Source organism: Cellulomonas sp. Root485, from assembly GCF_001426705.1.
Lineage (GTDB): Bacteria > Actinomycetota > Actinomycetes > Actinomycetales > Cellulomonadaceae > Cellulomonas.
This window is the reverse complement of the sequence record NZ_LMFC01000001.1, coordinates 297888-317060: the sequence shown is the minus strand read 5'-3', so window position 1 is coordinate 317060 and position 19173 is coordinate 297888. Positions and strand designations below refer to the sequence as shown.

The 19173-nt window shown below is 72.9% G+C and carries 21 protein-coding genes and 3 tRNA genes; 12 read left to right on the top strand and 12 right to left on the bottom strand.

The window, feature by feature from the left end; all coding sequences use genetic code 11:
* Window positions 1–27: 27 nt before the first annotated feature.
* The 4 genes from rplK to ASD16_RS01540 all read right to left on the bottom strand — a co-directional run bounded on the left by rplK (window position 28) and on the right by ASD16_RS01540 (window position 1991).
* Window positions 28–459 (bottom strand): 50S ribosomal protein L11, encoded by a 432-nt coding sequence (gene rplK / locus ASD16_RS01555; protein ID WP_055912123.1) that lies wholly within the window; start codon window positions 457–459, stop codon window positions 28–30.
* A gap of 84 nt (window positions 460–543) precedes the next feature.
* Complete coding sequence (gene nusG / locus ASD16_RS01550; RefSeq protein ID WP_055912121.1) at window positions 544–1380, bottom strand: transcription termination/antitermination protein NusG; 837 nt, start codon at window positions 1378–1380, stop codon at window positions 544–546.
* Window positions 1381–1488: 108 nt separating this feature from the next.
* Window positions 1489–1776, bottom strand: coding sequence for a preprotein translocase subunit SecE (secE, locus tag ASD16_RS01545; RefSeq protein WP_055912119.1), 288 nt, complete (start codon window positions 1774–1776; stop codon window positions 1489–1491).
* 142 nt (window positions 1777–1918) lie between these two features.
* Window positions 1919–1991: transfer RNA gene (locus tag ASD16_RS01540), tRNA-Trp, on the bottom strand.
* Between the two features lie 257 nt (window positions 1992–2248).
* Between ASD16_RS01540 and ASD16_RS01535 the strand changes: the two genes are divergently transcribed.
* Genes ASD16_RS01535 through ASD16_RS01495 form a run of 9 tightly spaced genes read left to right on the top strand, consistent with a single transcriptional unit; the run spans window position 2249 to window position 10688 of the window.
* Window positions 2249–3478, top strand: coding sequence for a pyridoxal phosphate-dependent aminotransferase (locus ASD16_RS01535; RefSeq protein WP_055912116.1), 1230 nt, complete (start codon window positions 2249–2251; stop codon window positions 3476–3478).
* Between the two features lie 5 nt (window positions 3479–3483).
* Window positions 3484–4329, top strand: a complete 846-nt coding sequence (locus tag ASD16_RS01530) for an ABC transporter ATP-binding protein (RefSeq protein WP_055912114.1) — start codon at window positions 3484–3486, stop codon at window positions 4327–4329.
* Window positions 4326–5162, top strand: a complete 837-nt coding sequence (locus tag ASD16_RS01525; RefSeq protein WP_055912112.1) for an ABC transporter permease — start codon at window positions 4326–4328, stop codon at window positions 5160–5162. Before ASD16_RS01530 ends, ASD16_RS01525 begins: the two co-directional genes overlap by 4 nt.
* Before the next feature lie 47 nt (window positions 5163–5209).
* Entirely contained in the window at window positions 5210–5974 is a 765-nt protein-coding gene (locus ASD16_RS01520; RefSeq protein ID WP_055912110.1) for a MerR family transcriptional regulator, read from the top strand.
* 42 nt (window positions 5975–6016) lie between these two features.
* Window positions 6017–7555: a cell wall metabolism sensor histidine kinase WalK gene (locus tag ASD16_RS01515; RefSeq protein WP_082570542.1), complete on the top strand. Its 1539-nt coding sequence runs from the start codon at window positions 6017–6019 to the stop codon at window positions 7553–7555.
* On the top strand, window positions 7552–8244 hold the full coding sequence (locus tag ASD16_RS01510; RefSeq protein ID WP_055912109.1) for a response regulator transcription factor: 693 nt from the start codon (window positions 7552–7554) through the stop codon (window positions 8242–8244). The genes ASD16_RS01515 and ASD16_RS01510 overlap by 4 nt, the downstream gene beginning before the upstream one ends.
* On the top strand, window positions 8213–9271 hold the full coding sequence (locus ASD16_RS01505) for an adenosine deaminase (protein WP_055912107.1): 1059 nt from the start codon (window positions 8213–8215) through the stop codon (window positions 9269–9271). The genes ASD16_RS01510 and ASD16_RS01505 overlap by 32 nt, the downstream gene beginning before the upstream one ends.
* A gap of 59 nt (window positions 9272–9330) precedes the next feature.
* On the top strand, window positions 9331–10251 hold the full coding sequence (locus tag ASD16_RS01500) for a hypothetical protein (RefSeq protein ID WP_157453754.1): 921 nt from the start codon (window positions 9331–9333) through the stop codon (window positions 10249–10251).
* Entirely contained in the window at window positions 10248–10688 is a 441-nt protein-coding gene (locus ASD16_RS01495) for a GntR family transcriptional regulator (protein ID WP_055912103.1), read from the top strand. Before ASD16_RS01500 ends, ASD16_RS01495 begins: the two co-directional genes overlap by 4 nt.
* On the opposite strand, the gene ASD16_RS01490 is transcribed toward ASD16_RS01495, so the two are convergent.
* Together ASD16_RS01490 and ASD16_RS01485 are read right to left on the bottom strand one after the other, a co-directional pair.
* Complete coding sequence (locus ASD16_RS01490; RefSeq protein ID WP_055915551.1) at window positions 10610–11710, bottom strand: UDP-N-acetylmuramate dehydrogenase; 1101 nt, start codon at window positions 11708–11710, stop codon at window positions 10610–10612. The genes ASD16_RS01495 and ASD16_RS01490 overlap by 79 nt on opposite strands.
* Before the next feature lie 63 nt (window positions 11711–11773).
* Entirely contained in the window at window positions 11774–13024 is a 1251-nt protein-coding gene (locus ASD16_RS01485) for an MFS transporter (RefSeq protein WP_082570670.1), read from the bottom strand.
* 451 nt (window positions 13025–13475) lie between these two features.
* On the opposite strand from ASD16_RS01485, the gene ASD16_RS01480 reads away from it, so the two are divergent.
* A complete protein-coding gene (locus ASD16_RS01480; protein ID WP_235523185.1) occupies window positions 13476–14543 on the top strand; it encodes a LacI family DNA-binding transcriptional regulator in 1068 nt (355 codons plus the stop codon).
* On the opposite strand, the gene ASD16_RS01475 is transcribed toward ASD16_RS01480, so the two are convergent.
* From ASD16_RS01475 to ASD16_RS01455, 5 genes are all read right to left on the bottom strand, one after another.
* Window positions 14536–14943, bottom strand: coding sequence for a MaoC family dehydratase (locus tag ASD16_RS01475; RefSeq protein WP_055912100.1), 408 nt, complete (start codon window positions 14941–14943; stop codon window positions 14536–14538). The two genes, ASD16_RS01480 and ASD16_RS01475, sit on opposite strands and share 8 nt — an antisense overlap.
* Window positions 14940–15389 carry a MaoC family dehydratase N-terminal domain-containing protein gene (locus ASD16_RS01470; RefSeq protein WP_055912098.1) on the bottom strand — a complete coding sequence of 150 codons (450 nt, stop codon included), beginning with the start codon at window positions 15387–15389 and terminating at the stop codon, window positions 14940–14942. Before ASD16_RS01470 ends, ASD16_RS01475 begins: the two co-directional genes overlap by 4 nt.
* Window positions 15390–15399: 10 nt before the next feature.
* Window positions 15400–15570 carry a 50S ribosomal protein L33 gene (gene rpmG, locus ASD16_RS01465; protein WP_029290226.1) on the bottom strand — a complete coding sequence of 57 codons (171 nt, stop codon included), beginning with the start codon at window positions 15568–15570 and terminating at the stop codon, window positions 15400–15402.
* 85 nt (window positions 15571–15655) lie between these two features.
* Window positions 15656–15729 (bottom strand) — tRNA-Met (locus ASD16_RS01460).
* A gap of 61 nt (window positions 15730–15790) precedes the next feature.
* Window positions 15791–15863, bottom strand: a tRNA-Thr gene (locus ASD16_RS01455).
* Window positions 15864–15991: 128 nt separating this feature from the next.
* On the opposite strand from ASD16_RS01455, the gene ASD16_RS01450 reads away from it, so the two are divergent.
* Window positions 15992–16456: a hypothetical protein gene (locus tag ASD16_RS01450; RefSeq protein WP_157453753.1), complete on the top strand. Its 465-nt coding sequence runs from the start codon at window positions 15992–15994 to the stop codon at window positions 16454–16456.
* Window positions 16457–16477: 21 nt separating this feature from the next.
* Window positions 16478–17068, top strand: a complete 591-nt coding sequence (locus ASD16_RS01445; protein WP_055912095.1) for an isochorismatase family protein — start codon at window positions 16478–16480, stop codon at window positions 17066–17068.
* Here ASD16_RS01445 and ASD16_RS01440 read toward each other — a convergent pair whose 3' ends face one another.
* On the bottom strand, window positions 17069–19162 hold the full coding sequence (locus ASD16_RS01440; protein ID WP_055915545.1) for a RecQ family ATP-dependent DNA helicase: 2094 nt from the start codon (window positions 19160–19162) through the stop codon (window positions 17069–17071).
* Between the last annotated feature and the right edge of the window lie 11 nt (window positions 19163–19173).

The window sequence follows — 19173 nt, the reverse complement described above, 5'->3', positions numbered from 1 at the left end:
TGAGCAGCGCTCAGTCCACAGCGTCGCTCAGCCCTCGACCTTGATGCCCATCGAGCGGGCCGTGCCCGCGATGATCTTCTCGGCCGCGGCAAGGTCGTTCGCGTTGAGGTCCTCGAGCTTGGTGCTCGCGATCTCGCTGATCTGCGCCTTGGTGAGCGTGGCGACCTTCACGGTGTGCGGCGTCGGGGAGCCCTTGGCGACACCCGCGGCCTTCTTGATCAGCTCAGCGGCCGGCGGCGTCTTCGTGATGAAGGTGAACGAGCGGTCCTCGTACACCGTGATCTCGACGGGGATGACGTTGCCGCGCTGCGCCTCGGTGGCCGCGTTGTACGCCTTGCAGAACTCCATGATGTTGACGCCGTGCTGGCCCAGCGCCGGACCGATGGGCGGCGCAGGAGTGGCCGCGCCGGCCTTGATCTGGAGCTTGATCAGGCCGGTGACCTTCTTCTTCGGGGGCATTGCTACTTCCGTTCGTGTCGTGGGCCGACGCCGTGGGCGATGACCCGGTTGCAGTGCTCACCCGCAGACGCGGGGAAGCGTCAGTCAGATCTTGGCGACCTGGCTGAAGGACAGCTCGACCGGGGTCTCCCGGCCGAAGATGGAGACGAGGACCTTGAGCTTCTGGTTCTCGGCGTTGATCTCGGAGATCGTGGCGGGCAGCGTGTCGAACGGACCGTCCGTGACGGTGACCGACTCGCCGACGGTGAAGTCGACCTTGATCTGCGAGGCGGCCTTGGCGGCACCGGCGGCCGTGGTCGGCTGCTTGGGCTCCAGCGACGGCGCGAGCATCGAGAAGACCTCGTCGAGCGTCAGCGGCACGGGCTGGTGCGTGTGGCCGACGAAGCCCGTGACGCCCGGCGTGTGCCTGACGGCGCCCCACGACTCGTCGGTGAGGTCCATGCGGACCAGGACGTACCCGGGGATCCGGACGCGCTTGACGACCTTGCGCTGCGCGTTCTTGATCTCCACGACCTCTTCCATGGGGACCTCCACCGCGTAGATGAAGTCCTCCATGTTCAGGCTCTGGCGGCGGTTCTCGAGGTTCGCCTTCACGCGGTTCTCGTAGCCCGCGTAGGAGTGGATGACGTACCAGTCACCGAGCTGGCTCCGGAGCTGCGCCTTGAACGCGGCGACCGGGTCCTCCTCGACGTCGGGCTCGTCCTCAGCCTCGGCCTCGTCGGCCGGGACCTCGTCGTCAGCCTCGTCGGCGGCAGGCTCAGCACCCTCGTCGGCCGGCTCGTCGCTCTCGGTGGCGTCGGCGCTGACATCCTCGGTGGAGGCGTCCTCGACAGCCGACGACTCGACGGCCTCGACCGACGCGATGGCGTCCTCGAGCTCCGCCTCGGCGCCCGTGGTGGGCTCCTGCGACTCCTGCGACACGTGCGAACCTGCTTTCTCCTGCGTGTGCGCCCCGGCGTGCCGGTGCGATGTGTGCTCGACCCTGGTGGGGCGACGTCCTCGTTGTCGGGGCCGGAGCCCCGAGCGATGTCAGCCTCCGAAGACCCAGAACGTGAGCTTGCCGATGCCCAGGTCGACCACGGTGACGAAGGCCATGACCACCGCGACGAACACGAGCACGACGCTCGTGTAGGTGATCAGCTCCGACCGCGTGGGCCGGACGACCTTCTTCAGCTCTGCGACGACCTGACGGACGAAGAGCGCGATGCGCGCGAACAGTCCGCCACGCGAGTCGCCCTTGCGGGCGGCCTTGGGCGCGGACGGGCGTGCCGCCGAACCCTCGGCGTCGGACGCCGCAGCCGGTGCTGTTTCGCTCACGTCTGACCCCTACGTCTCGTGGTGGTCAGGCTCCGTGCGGAACCTGACGGACGGACGGGCCGACGCGTCGCGCCGGACCGACCGGCGGTCCTGCTCGCTTCTCCTGGGCCACCGGGCGAACCCGGAGGACCAGACGCGTGCGCAGGGCAGACAGGACTCGAACCTGCAACCTGCGGTTTTGGAGACCGCTGCGCTACCAATTGCGCCACTGCCCTACGGCGGCCTGGCCTCCATGACACAACCCGCGCGACACTCACGGACACCACCCGGAGGGGGTCCGTGCAGCTACCGGAGTTCTCCGGGGCACGGCTCATCATGGCGGACGTCAACCGCCGGGGGTCCACTGTACGCGACGAGCGCCCGTGGGTCGAACCGTCGCCGACGACCTCCGGACGGGGTCCGTGGGCGTCCCCGGACATCCGTGCTCACCCACCGATATCGGCTGGCACGAGCCGACGTGACCTCTGCCACTATGGGCCCCGTGAGCGAGCAGACCTCCCCCCGTCCCCGCGTGTCCGCCCGACTGGCCGCGATCGCCGAGTCCGCGACGCTGGCGGTCGACGCCAAGGCGAAGGCGCTCAAGGCCGCCGGCCGCCCCGTGATCGGCTTCGGCGCCGGGGAGCCCGACTTCCCGACCCCCGGGTACATCGTCGACGCGGCGATCGCGGCGGCGAAGGACCCGGTGAACCACCGCTACACGCCCGCCGCGGGTCTGCCCGCGCTGCGCGAGGCGATCGCCGCGAAGACCCTGCGCGACTCGGGCTACGAGGTGAAGCCGTCGAGCGTCCTGGTCACCAACGGGGGCAAGCAGGCGGTCTACCAGTCGTTCGCGGCGATCGTGGACCCGGGTGACGAGGTGCTGCTGCCCGCCCCGTACTGGACCACGTACCCCGAGGCGATCCGGCTGGCCGGCGGCGTACCGGTCGAGGTGTTCGCCGGTGTCGACCAGGGCTACCTGGTGACCGTCGAGCAGCTCGAGGCCGCGCGCACGCCGCAGACCAAGGTCCTGCTGTTCTGCTCCCCGTCCAACCCGACCGGCGCGGTGTACTCCCCCGAGCAGACCGAGGCGATCGGACGCTGGGCCCTCGAGCACGGCATCTGGGTCATCACCGACGAGATCTACGAGCACCTCACCTACGACGACGCGGTGTTCACCCCCATCGTGCGCGCGGTGCCGGAGCTGGCGGACACGACGATCGTCCTCAACGGCGTCGCCAAGACCTACGCGATGACCGGGTGGCGGGTCGGCTGGATGATCGGCCCCGCCGACGTGATCTCCGCCGCCACGAACCTGCAGTCGCACCTCACGTCGAACGTCGCGAACGTGTCCCAGCGTGCCGCTATCGCTGCGCTCACGGGAGACCTGGCCGCGGTCGAGGAGATGCGGACCGCGTTCGACCGTCGTCGGCGCACCATCGTCGAGATGCTGTCGCAGATCGACGGCGTGCGGATCCCCGCGCCCCAGGGCGCGTTCTACGTCTACCCCTCCGTCGAGGGCGTGCTGGGGCGCACGATCCGGGGGGTCACCCCGCGGACGTCGGCGGAGCTGGCCACGCTGATCCTCGAGCAGGCCGAGGTCGCGGTGGTGCCCGGTGAGGCGTTCGGGCCGAGCGGGTACCTGCGGCTGTCCTACGCGTTGAGCGACGCCGACCTGGTCGAGGGCGTCACGCGGATCCAGGCGCTGCTGGCCGAGGCCGAGTAGCGGTCGTGCCGCACGCCGTCGAGGTCACGGGACTCCGCAAGGTCTACGGCGAGAAGCGGGCGGTCGACGGCCTGGACCTGCACGTGGCGCACGGCGAGGTCGTGGCGATCCTCGGGCCCAACGGCGCCGGGAAGACGACGACCGTGGAGATCCTCGAGGGCTACCGGTCGCGCGACGGCGGCGACGTGCAGGTGCTCGGGCGGGACCCGCAGGACGGCGACCGGGCCTGGCGGTCGCGACTCGGCATCGTGCTGCAGAGCAACAACGACCTCGCCGAGGCGACGGTCGCCGAGCTGGTCCGCCACTTCGCTCGGTTCTTCCCGGACCCGCGCGACCCCGACGAGGTGATCGCGTCGGTCGGGCTGCAGGACAAGGTGCGCACCCGCGCGCGGCAGCTCTCGGGCGGTCAGCGGCGGCGGCTCGACGTGGCCCTCGGCATCGTCGGCCGTCCTGAGCTGCTGTTCCTCGACGAGCCGACGACCGGGTTCGACCCGCAGGCGCGGCGCTCGTTCTGGGACCTGGTCGAGTCGCTCGCGGCCGACGGCACGACGATCCTGCTCACGACCCACTACCTGGAGGAGGCCGAGCGCCTCGCCGACCGGGTGGTGGTCGTGCGGGACGGGCGCGTCGTGGCGGAAGGTCCGCCCGCGGACCTCGGAGGCCGCACCGCGCGGCAGGCGGTGGTGCGCTGGACGCAGGACGGCCAGCCGCGCGAGGTCCGGACCGACACCCCGACGCGCACCGTGGTCGAGCTGACCGACGCGCTCGGCGGAGAGGTCCCCGGGCTGCAGGTGCTGCGCCCCACGCTCGAGGACGTGTACCTGAGCCTGATCGACAGGGCCGACTCATGAGCAGCGTGGACACGCGGACCCGGCTGCCCGGCGTGCTGCGGCTCGGGATGGCCCGGACCGGCTACGAGGTGCGGACGTTCTTCCGCGAGCGCGACGCGGTCGTCTTCATCTTCGCGTACCCGATCATCATGCTGGCCATCTTCGCGACGGTCTTCGGGCAGGACGGCGCGACGGTCGGGCCCGAGCCCGGGATCCCGTTCGCGCAGTACTTCCTGCCCGGGATGCTGGCGACGGGCATCATGCTCTCCAGCTTCCAGCACCTCGCGATCTCCATCGCGGTCGAGCGCGACGACGGCGGGCTCAAGCGCCTGCACGGCACCCCGCTGCCGTCGTCCGCGTTCTTCCTCGGCAAGACCGGCGAGGTGCTGGTGACCTCGCTCGTGCAGACGGCCCTGCTGCTGGCGGCGGCGGCCGTGCTGTTCGGGGTCCCGATGCCCACGACGGCGACCGCCTGGGCCACGTTCGCGTGGGTGTTCGTGCTGGGCACCGCGGCCGGCACGCTCTGCGGGGTGGCGTTCTCGTCGGTCCCCCGCTCGGGGAAGTCCGCGAGCGCGGTCGTCACCCCGATCGTCCTCGTGCTGCAGTTCATCTCCGGCGTGTTCTTCGTGTTCAACGACCTGCCGACCTGGATGCAGCAGGTGGCGTCGGTGTTCCCGCTGAAGTGGATGGCGCAGGGCATGCGCTCGGTCTTCCTGCCGCCGAGTGCCGAGTCGTGGGAGGTCAGCGGCTCCTGGCAGCACCCGGCGACCGCCGCGGTCCTGCTCGTGTGGGCGGTCGCCGCCCTCGTCGTCGGGATCCGCACGTTCCGCTGGCAGCGTCGCGACGACGGCTGAGCACGGCTCTTGCTCCTGACGCGGCGTGAGGTCCTAGCGTCGGTCGCATGACGACGGGACACCGGGTGGGCGAGCTGGCGGAGGCGACCGGGCTGACCGTCCGGACGCTGCACTACTACGAGCAGATCGGGTTGCTGACCCCGTCGGGCCGCAGCCCGGCCGGGCACCGGATCTACGACGCCGCCGACGAGGAGCGGCTCTACCGGGTCGGCCTGCTGCGCCGGCTGGGCATGGACCTCGCCGAGGTCCGGCGTGCGCTCGACGATCCCGCCTGGGACCCGACGACCGCCCTCGAGGCACACCTGGCAGCCCTCGACGCCCGCCTCGACGCGACCGCCCGGCTGCGCTCGAAGGTCGCGGGGGCGCTCGCGGCCGGAGGCACCGACCTCGTTGCCGTCCTCGACGAGCTGACCACCCTCGAACCTCCCGCGCAGCAGCGCATCCTGCTGCTGGTGTACGCGGACGTCGGCGCGGCGCAGGCGTGGCTGGTGAAGAGGTTCGGGCTCCTGCCCGGCGACCTCGTGCGCGACGGCGACGGGCGGGCGGTGCACGGTGAGGTCCATGCCGGCGACGGCGTGATCTGGTTGCACCCGGAGCAGGACGCGTACCGGCTGGCCTCCCCCGGCACGGTCGGCGCGACCACCGCCTCGGTCGCCGTGCTGGTGGACGACGTCGACGCGCACCACCGGCGGTCGGTGGACGCCGGCGTGGACGTCTGCCAGGAGCCGGTCGACCAGGACTACGGGTACCGCGTGTACAGCGCGTACGACCTGGAGGGACACCTCTGGTCCTTCCTGCGGGCGGTGGACTGAGACGCCTGCGCACAACCGGGCGCGACGGACATACTTGCGTCCATGTCCCGCAGCGCCAGCGCCGGTCGCCGCGCCGACCTCACCGGCGCGACGACGGGCGCCATCCCCGCCTACCAGCGCACGCTGGCGCACCTGACCGTCCGCGCCCGGCTGCTGACCGCCGTGGTGGTGCTGTCCGCGCTGACGGTGATGATCGCCGGCGGGACGGCGTTCGCGCTGCAGGCCGCCGAGACCGACGAGCGCATCGACAACTCCCTGTCGCGGGCCGTCGCGGCATTCCGGACCGTCGAGGCGGGTGAGAACCGGGCCGGCCAGCCGTTCTCCAGCGTGGCGGAGGTGCTCGGAGAAGGTATCCGCTCCCGGGTCCCCGGCAAGAACGAGGGCGTGCTCACGCTGCTCGACAGCAAGTCGCATCTGCAGCCCGCACCCGAGACGAGGTCCTTGCGGCTCAAGGACGACCTCGAGCTCGTCGCCGTGCTGGCCGAGATCCCGCCCGACGCCCCGTCGGTGCCGCGGACCGTCAGCACATCCGTCACGCAGTACCGGCTGATCGCCGTCCCGGTGCTGCGCAGCGGCGACCCGGCGTTCGGGTTGCTCGTGGTGGCGTTCGACCGGTCGGCGGAGATGTCCGGGCTCCGCAGCACGTTCCTGACCTACTCCGCGGTCGGGCTCGGCGCCCTCGCCGTCATCGCCGTGGTCGCGTGGTTCGTCGTCGGCCGGCTCCTGCGCCCCATCCGGCTCCTGCGGGACACCACCCGGCGCATCACGGAGTCCGACCTCTCGGAACGCATCACCGTGACCGGCAAGGACGACCTGTCCAACCTGGCCCGCACCGTGAACGCGATGCTCGACCGCCTGCAGCGCGCGTTCGGGTCGCAGCGCGAGCTCCTCGACGACGTCGGCCACGAGCTGCGCACACCGCTGACGATCGTGCGGGGGCACCTCGAGCTGCTGGACCCGGACGACCCGGACGACGTGCGCGCGACGCAGGCGCTCGCCCTGGACGAGCTGGACCGGATGCAGCGACTCGTCGACGACCTCATGACGCTCGCGACCGCGGACCGTCCGGACTTCGTGCAGCTGGCGCCGACGGACGTGGGGCGACTGACGGACGACGTGCACGACAAGGCACGGGGCCTCGGGGACCGGCGCTGGGTGGTGGCCTCGCGCGCTGACGTCGACGTGCTGCTCGACGCCCAGCGGATCACCCAGGCGTGGCTGCAGCTCCTCGCGAACGCGCACCGCTACTCGGCGCCGGGCTCGACGGTGCGGCTCGGCAGCGAGGTCTCGGGTGACCGGCTGCTCCTGTGGGTCCGCGACGAGGGACCCGGCGTACCGCCCGACGAGGCCGACCGCATCTTCGAGCGGTTCCACCGCGGGCAGGCCGACCGCATCTCGCACGGGGCCGGTCTGGGGCTCCCGATCGTCGCCGCCATCGCACACGCCCACCACGGACGCGTGTTCGTGGAGCATCCACCGGCTAACGTCGGCTCCGGCGTGGTCTTCGTCCTGGACCTGCCGGCCGTCGACCTCGTGGACGGCGAACCCCAACCTGTCACCGAGATGGTGGAGTACCTATGACGCACATCCTCATCGCGGAGGACGAGGAACGCATCGCCGCGTTCGTCGCCAAGGGCCTGCGTGCCTCCGGCTTCGAGACGAGCGCGGTGACCTCCGGCGAAGAGGCTCTGTCGCGGGTGCAGTCCGGCGACGTCGACCTGCTCATCCTCGACCTGGGGCTCGTCGACATCGACGGCTTCGAGGTCCTGCGCCGGTTGCGGGCCGCCGGCGAGACCGTCCCGGTGATCGTGCTGACCGCCCGGTCGTCTGTCACGGACACGGTCACCGGCCTGGAGTCCGGCGCCGACGACTACATGGCCAAGCCGTTCCGCTTCGAGGAGCTGCTCGCCCGGGTACGTCTGCGGCTCCGGGCGCAGGGCGCGACGGCCGGCGAGACGTCGGTGCTCAAGCACGGCGCGCTGCAGCTGGACCTGCGCACGCGCAGGATGAAGGTCGGCAACCAGGAGGTCGACCTGTCGGCCCGGGAGTTCGCCCTGGCGGAGACCTTCCTGCGGCACCCCGGCGACGTCCTGACGCGCGAGCGCCTGCTGTCGGAGGTGTGGGGCTTCGACTTCGACCCGGGTTCCAACGTCGTCGACGTCTATGTGCGGTACCTGCGCCGGAAGGTGGGCGCCGAGCACTTCGACACGGTCCGTGGCGTCGGGTACCGGTTGATCGATGCCACGACGACGACCACGGCGGGTGTGTGACCGCGGCGTGAGTCGTGATCTGACCCTGCTCCCCAAGGCCCATCTGCACCTGCACTTCACCGGTTCGATGCGGGTCTCCACGCTGGCGGACCTGGCGGCGACGCACGGCATCCGGCTCCCGTCCGCGCTGCTCGACGCCGACCCGCTGCACGTGCCCGCCGACGAGCGCGGCTGGTTCCGGTTCCAGCGGCTGTACGACGCGGCGCGGGCGTGCGTGCGCAGCGAGGCCGACATGCGACGGATCGTCGCGGAGGCGGCGCAGGACGACGCCGCGGAGGGGTCGGGCCGCCTCGAGATCCAGGTGGACCCGACGTCGTACGCCCCGTTCGTCGGGGGTCTGACCCCGGCGCTGGAGATCGTCCTGGACGCGGCCCGGCTGGCGGCTGCGGACACGGGCGTGGACATCGGCGTGATCGTGGCCGCGTCGCGGATGCGGCACCCGCTGGAGGCGCGCACGCTCGCGCGGCTGGCCGCGCACCACGCCGGCGACGGTCCGGGGCAGGTGGTGGGGTTCGGCCTGTCCAACGACGAGCGGCGCGGCGAGACGTCGGAGTTCGCGCCGGCCTTCGCGATCGCCCGGGCGGCGGGCCTGGCGTCGGTGCCGCACGGCGGCGAGCTGCTGGGACCCGCGCACGTCGAGGACGTGGTCGGTCGTCTGCGCCCCGACCGGCTCGGGCACGGGGTGCGTTCCGTGGAGGATCCCCGGGTGCTCGACCGGGTGGTCGACGAGGGCGTCGCGCTCGAGGTGTGCCCTGCGTCGAACGTGTCGCTCGGGGTGTACGAGTCGGCGGACCGGGTCCCCCTGCGTGCGCTCGTCGAGGCCGGGGCCACCGTCGCGCTGGGCGCCGACGACCCCCTGCTGTTCCACTCCCGGCTGGTGGACCAGTACGCGATCGCGCGCGACGTGCACGGGTTCTCGGACGACGAGCTGGCGGACCTGGCGCGCGCGTCGGTCCGGGCGAGCCGAGCGGCGGACGACGTGCGGGCGCGGCTGCTCGCGGGGATCGACGCCTGGCTGGCTGCTTGACAGGCGGCACCGTTGACGATTGTATCAATGCACTAGTTGATTGATACATGGAGGCTCCCGTGGCCAGCTGGCTCTGGTTCGTGCTCGTCGCTCTCCTCGTCGCGGGCCTCGGCTGGTCGCTGCGGCCCGTGCGCACGGCCGGACCGGCGACACCGTCGCAGGCCTGGATCACCGCCGAGCGGCACGCCCGTCGCGTCACCGTCGGCGCGTGGACTGCACTCGTCCCCCTGCCGGCGCTCCTCACGGCCGGCGTGAGCGGCACCCTGAGCGGACCGTCCCGCGGGATGTTCTTCGCGGCGGTCCCGGCCATCGCGGGGATCGCCTACCTCGCCGTGCACGCCGGCGGCGAGCTGACCTGGCCGCGACCGGCGGGGGCCGTGCGGCGTGCGGCGCTGGTCCGGCGTCGTATCCGTGACGTGGCACCGCCCGCCCTCTCGTGGTGGACGGTCGGCGTGCTCGTCGCGCTCGGCGTGCTGCTGGGCGTGTGCGCGCTGGCGGCGGGCACCGACGGCCGGAGCCTGTCCTACGGCTTCGCCGGCGGGCTGGTCTCGACCTCCAGCCCGTTCCCCGGCCTCTATTACAGCCGGACCATCGTCCCTGCCATGGTCCTGCTCGGCCTCGGGTGCGTCGGCGTCCTGCTCCTCGTCGCCCGCCGAGCGGCCGTGTCCGACACCTCCCCCGCCGACGACGTGAGCCTGCGCCGGACGTCCGCCGGACGGGTCCTGGCGGGGGTCCAGCTGGTCACCGCGTGGACGCTCGCCGGATGCCTCTTCTTCGCCGCCAACGCCGTGGCCACCGTCCAGCCGGTCTGGGCCGACGTCGCGGGGCGGGGCAGCTCCGAGATCGTGGGCACGGTCGGCCGCTTCGTCTCGGTCGCCCTGGTGATCGTCTCGGTCGTGGTCGCCGTCCGGGCGTCTCGCGCCCGTCGGGGAGCCACGGCATCGCAGCCCACCGAGCCGTTCGCCCAGGTCGCGGGATGACCGCGCAGCTCGAGGTCGACCTCACCTCCGGAGTCCCCGCGTTCGAGCAGATCCGCGCGCAGGTGGTCGCCCACGTCGCCGCCGGGAGGCTCGTCGCGGGCGACCGGCTGCCGACCATACGGGCGCTCGCGACCGACCTGGGCCTGGCTGCGGGCACGGTCGCGCGCGCGTTCCGGGAGCTCGAGGCCGAGGGTGTCGTCGAGACGCGTCGCCGCGCGGGCACGGTCATCGCCGAGGGGGCGTCGGTGCCGACGGACCTCGCACGGCGCGCCGCCGAGACGTACGTGTCCGCCGTCCGCGCGGCCGGGCTGACCGACGACGAGGCGCTCGTGCTGGTGCACGGTGCCCTGCTCGGACGTCAGAGCGTGACGCCCACCAGCACGGGCTCGGGCTCCAGCTCCACGCCGAAGGACGACCGGACGCCGTCGCGCACCTGACGGGCGAGGGCCAGCAGGTCCTCGGCCTTGGCCTCCCCCCGGTTGGTCAGGGCGAGCGTGTGCTTGGTCGACAGCGTCGCCGGGCCGGGGGCACCGAAGCCGCGCGAGAACCCGGACCGCTCGATGAGCCAGGCGGCGCTGGTCTTCACGCGGCCGTCGTCCGTCGGGAAGCGGGGAGCGTCGGCGGGCAGGGCCGCGACCTCGTCGGCTGCGAGGATCGGGTTGGTGAAGAACGAGCCCGCGCTCCACGTGTCGTGGTCGGCCGCGTCGAGCACCATGCCCTTGCGCGCGCGCAGGGCCAGCACCGTCTCGCGGACCTCCGCGAGCGGGGCTCGTCCGCCCACCTCGACGCCGAGCGTGCGGGCGAGCTCCGCGTAGGCGATCGGGCGGGACAGCGACCCGGGGCGCAGCTGGAACGTCACGTCGAGCACCACGTAGCGCGGTGTCGGCGACCAGGGGGCACGCGGGTCCGCCGGGTCGGAGTCGCGCATGGACCGCTTCAGCAAGGACGTCCGGTAGCCGAACGCGAGAGTGACCAGCGGGAGCGTGCGGACCTTGCCGCGGCCGCGGTCCCAGACCCGGACGGTCGCGATGCTCTGCGCCACCTCCTGGCCGTACGCACCGACGTTCTGCACCGGCGTCGCACCCGTGGAGCCGGGGATGCCGGAGAGCGCCTCGATCCCGGTCAGCTCCTGCTCCACGGCGTACCGGACCACGTCGTCCCAGGGTGTCCCGGCGGGCACCGTGAGCGTGGCGCCGGCGCACGCGGACGCGTCGGGCACCTCGATGCCGCTGCGGACGTCGCGCACGACGACCCCGTCGAAGCCCGCGTCGGCGACCAGGAGGTTCGAGCCGCCCCCGAGGACCAGCAGCGGCTCGCCGTCGGCGTCGGCCGCGCGGACCGCGTCGAGCAGCTCGGCCTCGGTCGTGGTCTCCACGTACCGCCGCGGCGCACCGCCGACGCGCAGCGTCGTGAGGTCCGCGAGGGTGGCGGAGGGGGTGGTCCGGGCCGGCCAGGTGATCGTCGGGGGGACGGACTCCGGCGAGCAGTCGGCCGTGCTCAGCTCTGTCTGCACGCGCTCAGGCTAACCCTGGGCCGTCTTCTTCAGCGGCGCGGCGGCGTTGACCACGAGCAGCCCGAGCACGATCGGGATGATGATCACGAGCAGGGCGTGCCGGTAGCCGACGTGCTGGGCGAGCAGCCCGAGCAGCGGCGGTCCCGCCAGGAATGCGCTGTAGCCGATGGTCGACACGACGCTCACGCGGGCGGCGGCACGCAGCGGGTCGTCGGCGGCGGCGCTCATGCCGACGGGGAACCCGAGGGCGGCTCCGGCGCCCCACGCCACGATCCCGACGACGGCGAGCCACAGCGGGTCCGCGAGACCGAAGATCAGCAGGCCGACGAGCGACAGCCCGGCGCACAGGCGCAGGACCGCGACCCGGCCGTACCGGTCGAGCAGCGTGGTGCCGAACCAGCGCATCGCGGTCATCGCCGTGACGAAGACGGCGAACGCCACCGCGCCCACGGCGTCCTGCACGTCGAACCCGTCGACGACCGCGAGGCTGACCCAGTCGTTCGCGGACCCCTCGGTCAGGGCCGCGGCGAGGACGACGAGCCCGATGAGCAGCGTGCGTGGCTCCAGCCAGGCGGCGAGCGCCCCTCGGGCGCCCTTCTCGGCGCGCTCGGTCCCGTGGTGCACCTCGGGCTCGTCGACGATCGGCAGGAACGCCCGGACGGCGAACGCGACGCCGATCACGGACAGGACCACGGCGACGGGGACGTGCACGACGACGGGCACGTGCAGACCCGCGGCGACGGCCGCGATCCCGGCGGCGGCGACCGTGCCGAACGAGAACCCGGCGTGGTAGCGCGGCATCACGGTGCGGCCGAGGTGCTGTTCGACGACGGCCCCCTCGACGTTCATCGACGCGTCCCACACCCCGGTGCCGACGCCGAACATCACCAGACCGAGCCCGACGACGAGGACCTGGCCGAGCGCGACCCCGACGGACGCCACGATCAGCCCGGTCGCGTTCAGGCACGCGAACGCGAGCACCGTGCGGCGCGCGCCGAGCCGCTCGACCACCATGCCGGACAGCGGCAGCGCGACGAGCGACCCGACGGAGCCGACCAGCAGGAGCAGGCCCATCTGCGCGGGTGAGAAGTCGAGACCGTCCCGGATGGCCGGCAGGCGGGCCGCCCAGGTGGCGAAGTTGAACCCGTTGAGGAAGAAGACGGCGAACACGGCGATCGACGCTCGCTCCACCGACCGCGAGACGCGTCCGGGCGCGCTCGGGGTGGTCAGCTCGTCGTCGTGTCCCGCTGGCGTCGTCATCGGCCCTCCGGTGCTCATGATGTCGTCCGTCTCGTGGTCAGGGCACGCGCACGGGGTCGGCGGCGCCGGATGGAACGGGTACGAGCGGTCACGTGGTCGGCGTGCCGGGCCACGATCGCGGCGTACGGGTCGGGGTCGGCGTCGGCGACGTGCGCGAGCGGCTCGTCGTCATGACGCCCGGACGGGCCTTCGATCGACGGTCGGTCCGGGGCGACGTTGCAGGCCCGGAGCCAGCGGCTCCGACTCACGGAGGCGGTGGGGTGGCGCACGTGCTGCTCCATGGGTTCTGGCTTCGCATCGAATCGATTCGAATCGTGCGCCGTCGGTCAGGTCGAATCGATTTGAGGGACGCCGCCATTCTGCGGGTACGCTGGCCGCTGCGTCAAACCTGTGCGCGCTGCCCGCGCGTCGCGCTCCCCTGGTCCCGCGACGCCGAACCGGAGGTCCGACCCTGTCTCCGCAACGCCCCACCCTGGCCGACGTCGCCGCCGCCGCGCACGTCTCGGTGTCGACCGCCTCGCTCGCGTTCTCCGGCGCCGGCCCGATCGCCGCGGCGACCCGTCAGCGGGTCCTGGACGCCGCCGCCGCGCTCGACTACTCCGGGCCCAACCCCCTCGGTCGCCAGCTGCGGCGTGGCCGGTCCGGGATCGTCGGCGTCGTCGTCGGCGACTCCCTGCGCCGGGCGTTCCGCGACCCCGTCTCGATCCAGGTGCTCGACGGGCTGGTCAGCACCCTCGGACCGCTCGACCTCGGCGTCCTGCTCATCCCCGGCTCGAGCGACCCGAGCGGCCCCGCGGTGGACCCGCTCCTCGAGACGGCCGCCATGGACGTCGCCGTCATCATGTGGGGCGGCACCACCGACGACCCGATGCTCGGTGCCCTACGTCGGCGAGGGACCCCGACCGTGCTCGTCGAGGGTCAGCCGGCCCCGGACGTGGCCTCCGTCGGCATCGACGACCGCGGCGGGATGCGCCGCGCCACGGAGCACCTCCTGGAGCTCGGCCACACCAGGATCGCAACCGTGACCCTCCCCTTCGACCGCTGCCGGAGCGAGGGCCTGGTCCCGTCCGACCGGCTGGACCACCTCGACTGGGAGATCACCCGACGCCGGCTGTCGGGGGTGACCGACGCGGGAGTGACCCCGACGGCGATCTGGGCGACGCCGGCGTCGCTGGTCGAGCACGGCCGCACCGCCGGGGTCGCCCTGCTGTCCGGCCCGGAGCGGCCCACCGCCATCGCGTGCCAGTCCGACCTGCTCGCCTCCGGCGTGGTGCTCGCGGCACGCGAGCTCGGGCTGCGCGTCCCCGAGGACGTGTCGGTCAGCGGGTTCGACGGCCTGGACCTGCCCTGGCTGGCCCCCGACGTGCTGACGACGGTCGTGCAGCCGCTCGCCGAGAAGGGTGCCGCCGTCGGTCAGGCCGTCGCGGACTTCCTGTCCGGGGCGGGGCCGTCCGTCCGGGAGCTGCCGGTGACCCTGCGGATCGGGACGACGACAGGGCCGGCGCCCGACGTCAGCTGAGGCGGACCAGCGCCTGCGCCTTGCCGAGCACCCGGACACCGTCCACCGCGACCGTGAGGTCGATGCGGGCGGTTCCCGCCTCGGGGTCGAGGGCGCCGACGACCGCGGTCACCTCGATGGTCGCCGCACCCGGGTCCGGCACGGGCACCGGGCGCGTGAAGCGCACCTGGTAGTCGAGCACCGCGCCCGGGTCACCGATCCAGTCGGCGACGACGCTCGAGGCCGCGCCCATGGTCCACATGCCGTGCGCGATGACGCCCGGCAGGCCGACGGCGGTGGCGACACGGTCGTTCCAGTGGATCGGGTTGAAGTCGCCGCTCGCACCCGCGTACCGGACGAGCCGGGCGCGGTCGACGGTGATCTCGCGGCGGGCGACCTCGTCGCCGACGGTCAGGCTCATGAGTCCTCCGGGCGCACGGCCAGCGTGGAGATCACGGTGGTGACCGGCTCGCCGTCCTCGGACGTGATCTCGGCACGCGTGGTGATCATCGCCAGCCCGGCACGCACGGTGATGGAGTCGACGTGCAGCACCGTGACCAGGCGGTCGCCCGCGTGGATGGGACGGTGGTGCGTGAAGCGCTCGTCGGCGTGCACGACACGGCTGAAGTCGATCCCCGCAGCGGGGTCCTCGAACAGCTGGGCCTCGGCCCGCTGGGCCACGACGACGGCGAACGTCGGCGGCGCGATGACGTCGGGATACCCGAGCGTGCGCGCCACCGACGGATCCGTGTGGGCCTGGTGGGAGGCGCCGACCGCGTCGGCGAACTCCTGCAGCTTCTGGCGGCCTACCTCGTAGGCAGCGGTCGGCGGGTACTGACGACCCGCGTAACCGACGTCGACCGGCATCGGTCCGAGGTCAGCGGGTCTCGCGGTGCAGGGTGTGACGGTTGTCGCGGGGGCAGAACTTCTTCATCTCGAGACGGTCGGGGTCGTTCCGACGGTTCTTCTTGGTGATGTAGTTCCGCTCCTTGCACTCCGTGCACGCGAGCGTGATCTTCGGACGGACGTCCGAGCTCTTGCTGGCCATGGTCTTGCCACCTCTCGCACCCGGTACGGGATGCATGCGATCTCGTCATTGCGCGCCGGCCGACGCGCTGTTGTGTCACTGGAAGTAGCGGGAGCGGGACTCGAACCCGCGACACCACGATTATGAGCCGTGTGCTCTAACCACCTGAGCTACCCCGCCATGTCGATGTGCCCAAGGTCCGTGCCGCGCAATCACGGCACTTCCTTCGAACACACCACAGAGCCCCGAAAGGGAATCGAACCCTTGACCTTCTCCTTACCATGGAGACGCTCTGCCGACTGAGCTATCGGGGCAGCGCGAGCAAGGTTACACGGGCTGTGGGGTGCTCGCGAAATCGGCTCCGGGAGGCGGTCGCACCGCCGGTTGCCTAAACCTTTCATCTCATGGTCGTCGCCGGTCTTCGCGTGCCACGATCCCGCCCATGCGCCAGCCCCGACGCAGCATCGTTGCTGCCCTCATGCTCTCCGCCGCCCTGCTCAGCACCGCCGCCTGCACCGGCGGGGGCGGCGACGACGACGACACCGCCGCGGACCCGTCGGTCGCCGCGACCACCCCGGCGTGGCCCACGGCCATCGACCCGGCCACGACGACCGAGCCGCTGTTCGTCGTCTGGACCGACGTCGTGGAGACCGGCGAAGGGGACACCACAGCCCTCCAGCCGTCGATCGACTCGCTGGCCGCGCTGGGCTACCAGACCCTGCCGTGGGACCCCGCCTGCCAGAGCGGGGCCGAGGAGCGCCTGGCGGGCCTCACCGGGTTCGCCGACCCGCTCGGTGTCGGGGTCGTGTTCGCGACGGCGCAGGATGCCGGCACCTTCGACACCCTCTACGACGGCAACACCATCTCCGTGACCGACGGCACCTACACCTGCGGCGCCACCTCCTGACACCGGGCGCATGATGGGGGCGTGGGCACCCGGGCACTGATCGTCGTCGACGTCCAGAACGACTTCTGCGAGGGCGGCGCGCTCGCCGTCAGCGGCGGGAGCGCCGTGGCCCGCGCGGTGACCGACTACGTGGCCCAGCAGGCCGACCGGTACGCGGTGGTCGTGGCGACCCGGGACTGGCACGCGCCGCTGCCGGACACCAACGACGGTCACTTCGCCGTGGGCGCCGAGCCCGACTTCGTGACGACCTGGCCGGTGCACTGCGTCGCCGACACCCCCGGAGCCCGGTACCACCCGGACCTGCAGCTGCCGGCGCACACCCTGCACGTCCGCAAGGGGCAGGGGCGCCAGGACTACTCCGGGTTCGAGGGGGAGGTCGTCGGGGCGGACGGCACCTCGCTCGCGCAGGTCCTGGCCGCGGACGGCGTCACCGACGTCGACATCGTCGGCCTGGCCACGGACCACTGCGTCGCCGCGACCGCGTCGGACGCGCGGGCGGCGGGCTTCACCGCGACCGTCCTGCTCGACCTCACCGCCGCTGTCGCCCTGCCCACCACCTTGCGCGCCGTGGCCCGGCTGGCGGAGCAGGGCGTCACCCTGCGAACCAGCTGATCAGCCGCGCAGCGCGAGCGCGAACGGCAGCACCGCGGACGCCCCGGCCAGCCGCAGCTCGCGGGCGGCGACGGTCATCGTCCAGCGGCTGTCGACGAGGTCGTCGACGAGCAGCACCGGTCCGCCCGGGAGCTCCAGCGCGGACGCGTCGAAGCGACCCCAGACGCCCGCGAGCCGGAACGCGCTGTTGCCGCCCGGTCCCCCGGCCGGACCGCCGTCTCGGGGTGCCAGGGCGCCGACGTAGGGCAGCCGGCCGATCTCCGCGAGCCCCCGTGCGAGGGAGTCGACGAGCAGCGGACGGTGCCGCGACGGCAGCGCGACGACCGCCGTCGGTCGCTCGTCCCAGCCCCACTGGGCCAGCACGCGCACGCAGCCCGCGAGCATCGCGGAGGTGATCGGCGCGTCGGGCGCGCCGGCCGCGAAGACGTCCCGCAGGGCCGTCCCCCAGCCCAGGTCGGTCAGCCGGGCGAGCGCTCGGCCCTCGTCGGCCCGCTCCCCCTCGGCGATCTTGCCGCGCACCGGCAGCCCGAGCCGGTCGGCGCCCACCGGCCACTGCGCTCGCGGCTCGACCGGGACACCGACGCGGTCGAGCGACCGCTCGGCCGACGCCGCCGCGCCCTCGGCGATGCCCTGCGGGTACCAGGCGCCCGCGCAGGAGTCGCAGCGTCCGCACGGGGTCGCCGTCTCGTCGTCGAGGCTGCGCTGCAGGAACTCCATCCTGCAGCCGTCGGTGCGCTCGTACTCGAGCATGTGCTCCTGCTCCGCCTGGCGGGCCGCGGCGATGCGCGCGTACCGCTCGGCGTCATACGTCCACGGCTGCCCGGTGGCCACCCAGCCGCCCTGGACCCGCCGGACGGCACCGTCGACGTCGAGGACCTTGAGCAGCAGCTCCAGGGGCGTGCGGCGGACGTCGACGCGGGCCTCCAGCGCCGGGGTCGACAGGGGCCGCTGCGACAGCTCCGCGATCACGCGCTGCGCCCGGTCCTCGTCGGGCATGGAGGCCGTGGCGAAGTACTGCCAGATGTCGCGGTCCTCCGGGCCAGGAAGCAGCAGCACGTCGGCGCTCGCCGTCGCGCGGCCGGCGCGACCCACCTGCTGGTAGTAGGACACGGGCGACGAGGGCGCCCCGAGGTGCAGCACGAAGCCGAGGTCCGGCTTGTCGAATCCCATGCCGAGGGCGCTCGTCGCGACCAGCGCCTTGACCGTGTTGGCCTTGAGCGCCGCCTCCGCGTCCTCGCGCTCGGCGGGGTCGGTCTGGCCGGTGTAGGCGCGGACGTCGTGCCCCGCCTCGCGCAGCAGGCGCGCGGTGTCCTGGGCCGCGGCCACGGTGAGCGTGTAGATGATGCCGGAGCCGGGCAGGTCGCCCAGGTGGCTGAGCAGCCAGCCGAGCCGGGCACGGGCGGTGGGCAGGCGCAGGACGCCCAGGCGCAAGGAGGCTCGGGCGAGCGGCCCGCGGATGGTCAGGACCCCGTCCGTGCCGCCGGTGCCCAGCTGCTCCGCGACGTCGGCCACCACGCGGCTGTTCGCGGTCGCCGTCGTCGCCAGCACGGGCACGCCCGGGGGCATCTCCGCGATGAGGTCGCGCAGCCGCCGGTAGTCCGGGCGGAAGTCGTGCCCCCAGTCGCTGATGCAGTGCGCCTCGTCGACGACGAGCATGCCGAGGCGCTGCACGAGCGCGGGCAGCTGGTTCTCGCGGAACGCGGGGTTGTTCAGCCGCTCCGGCGAGACGAGCAGCACGTCGACCTCGTCGGCCCCCAGCCGTTGGAGCAGCTCGTCCCACTCGTGGGCGTTGGTCGAGTTGATCGCCACGGCGCGCACCCCGGCACGCTCCGCAGCCGCGACCTGGTCGCGCATGAGGGCCAGCAGCGGCGAGACCAGGACGGTCGGACCGGCGCCGCGCTCGCGCAGCAGCATCGTCGCGACGAAGTAGACCGCGGACTTCCCCCACCCGGTGCGCTGGACGACGAGGGCACGACGGTGGTCGTCGACGAGCGTCTCGATCGCCTCGAACTGACCGTCGTGGAAGTCGGCCTCCGGGTTGCCGACCAGGCGGCGCAGGACGGCGAGGGCTGACTCGCGGGTGGTGTCGGGCACGCGCCCACCCT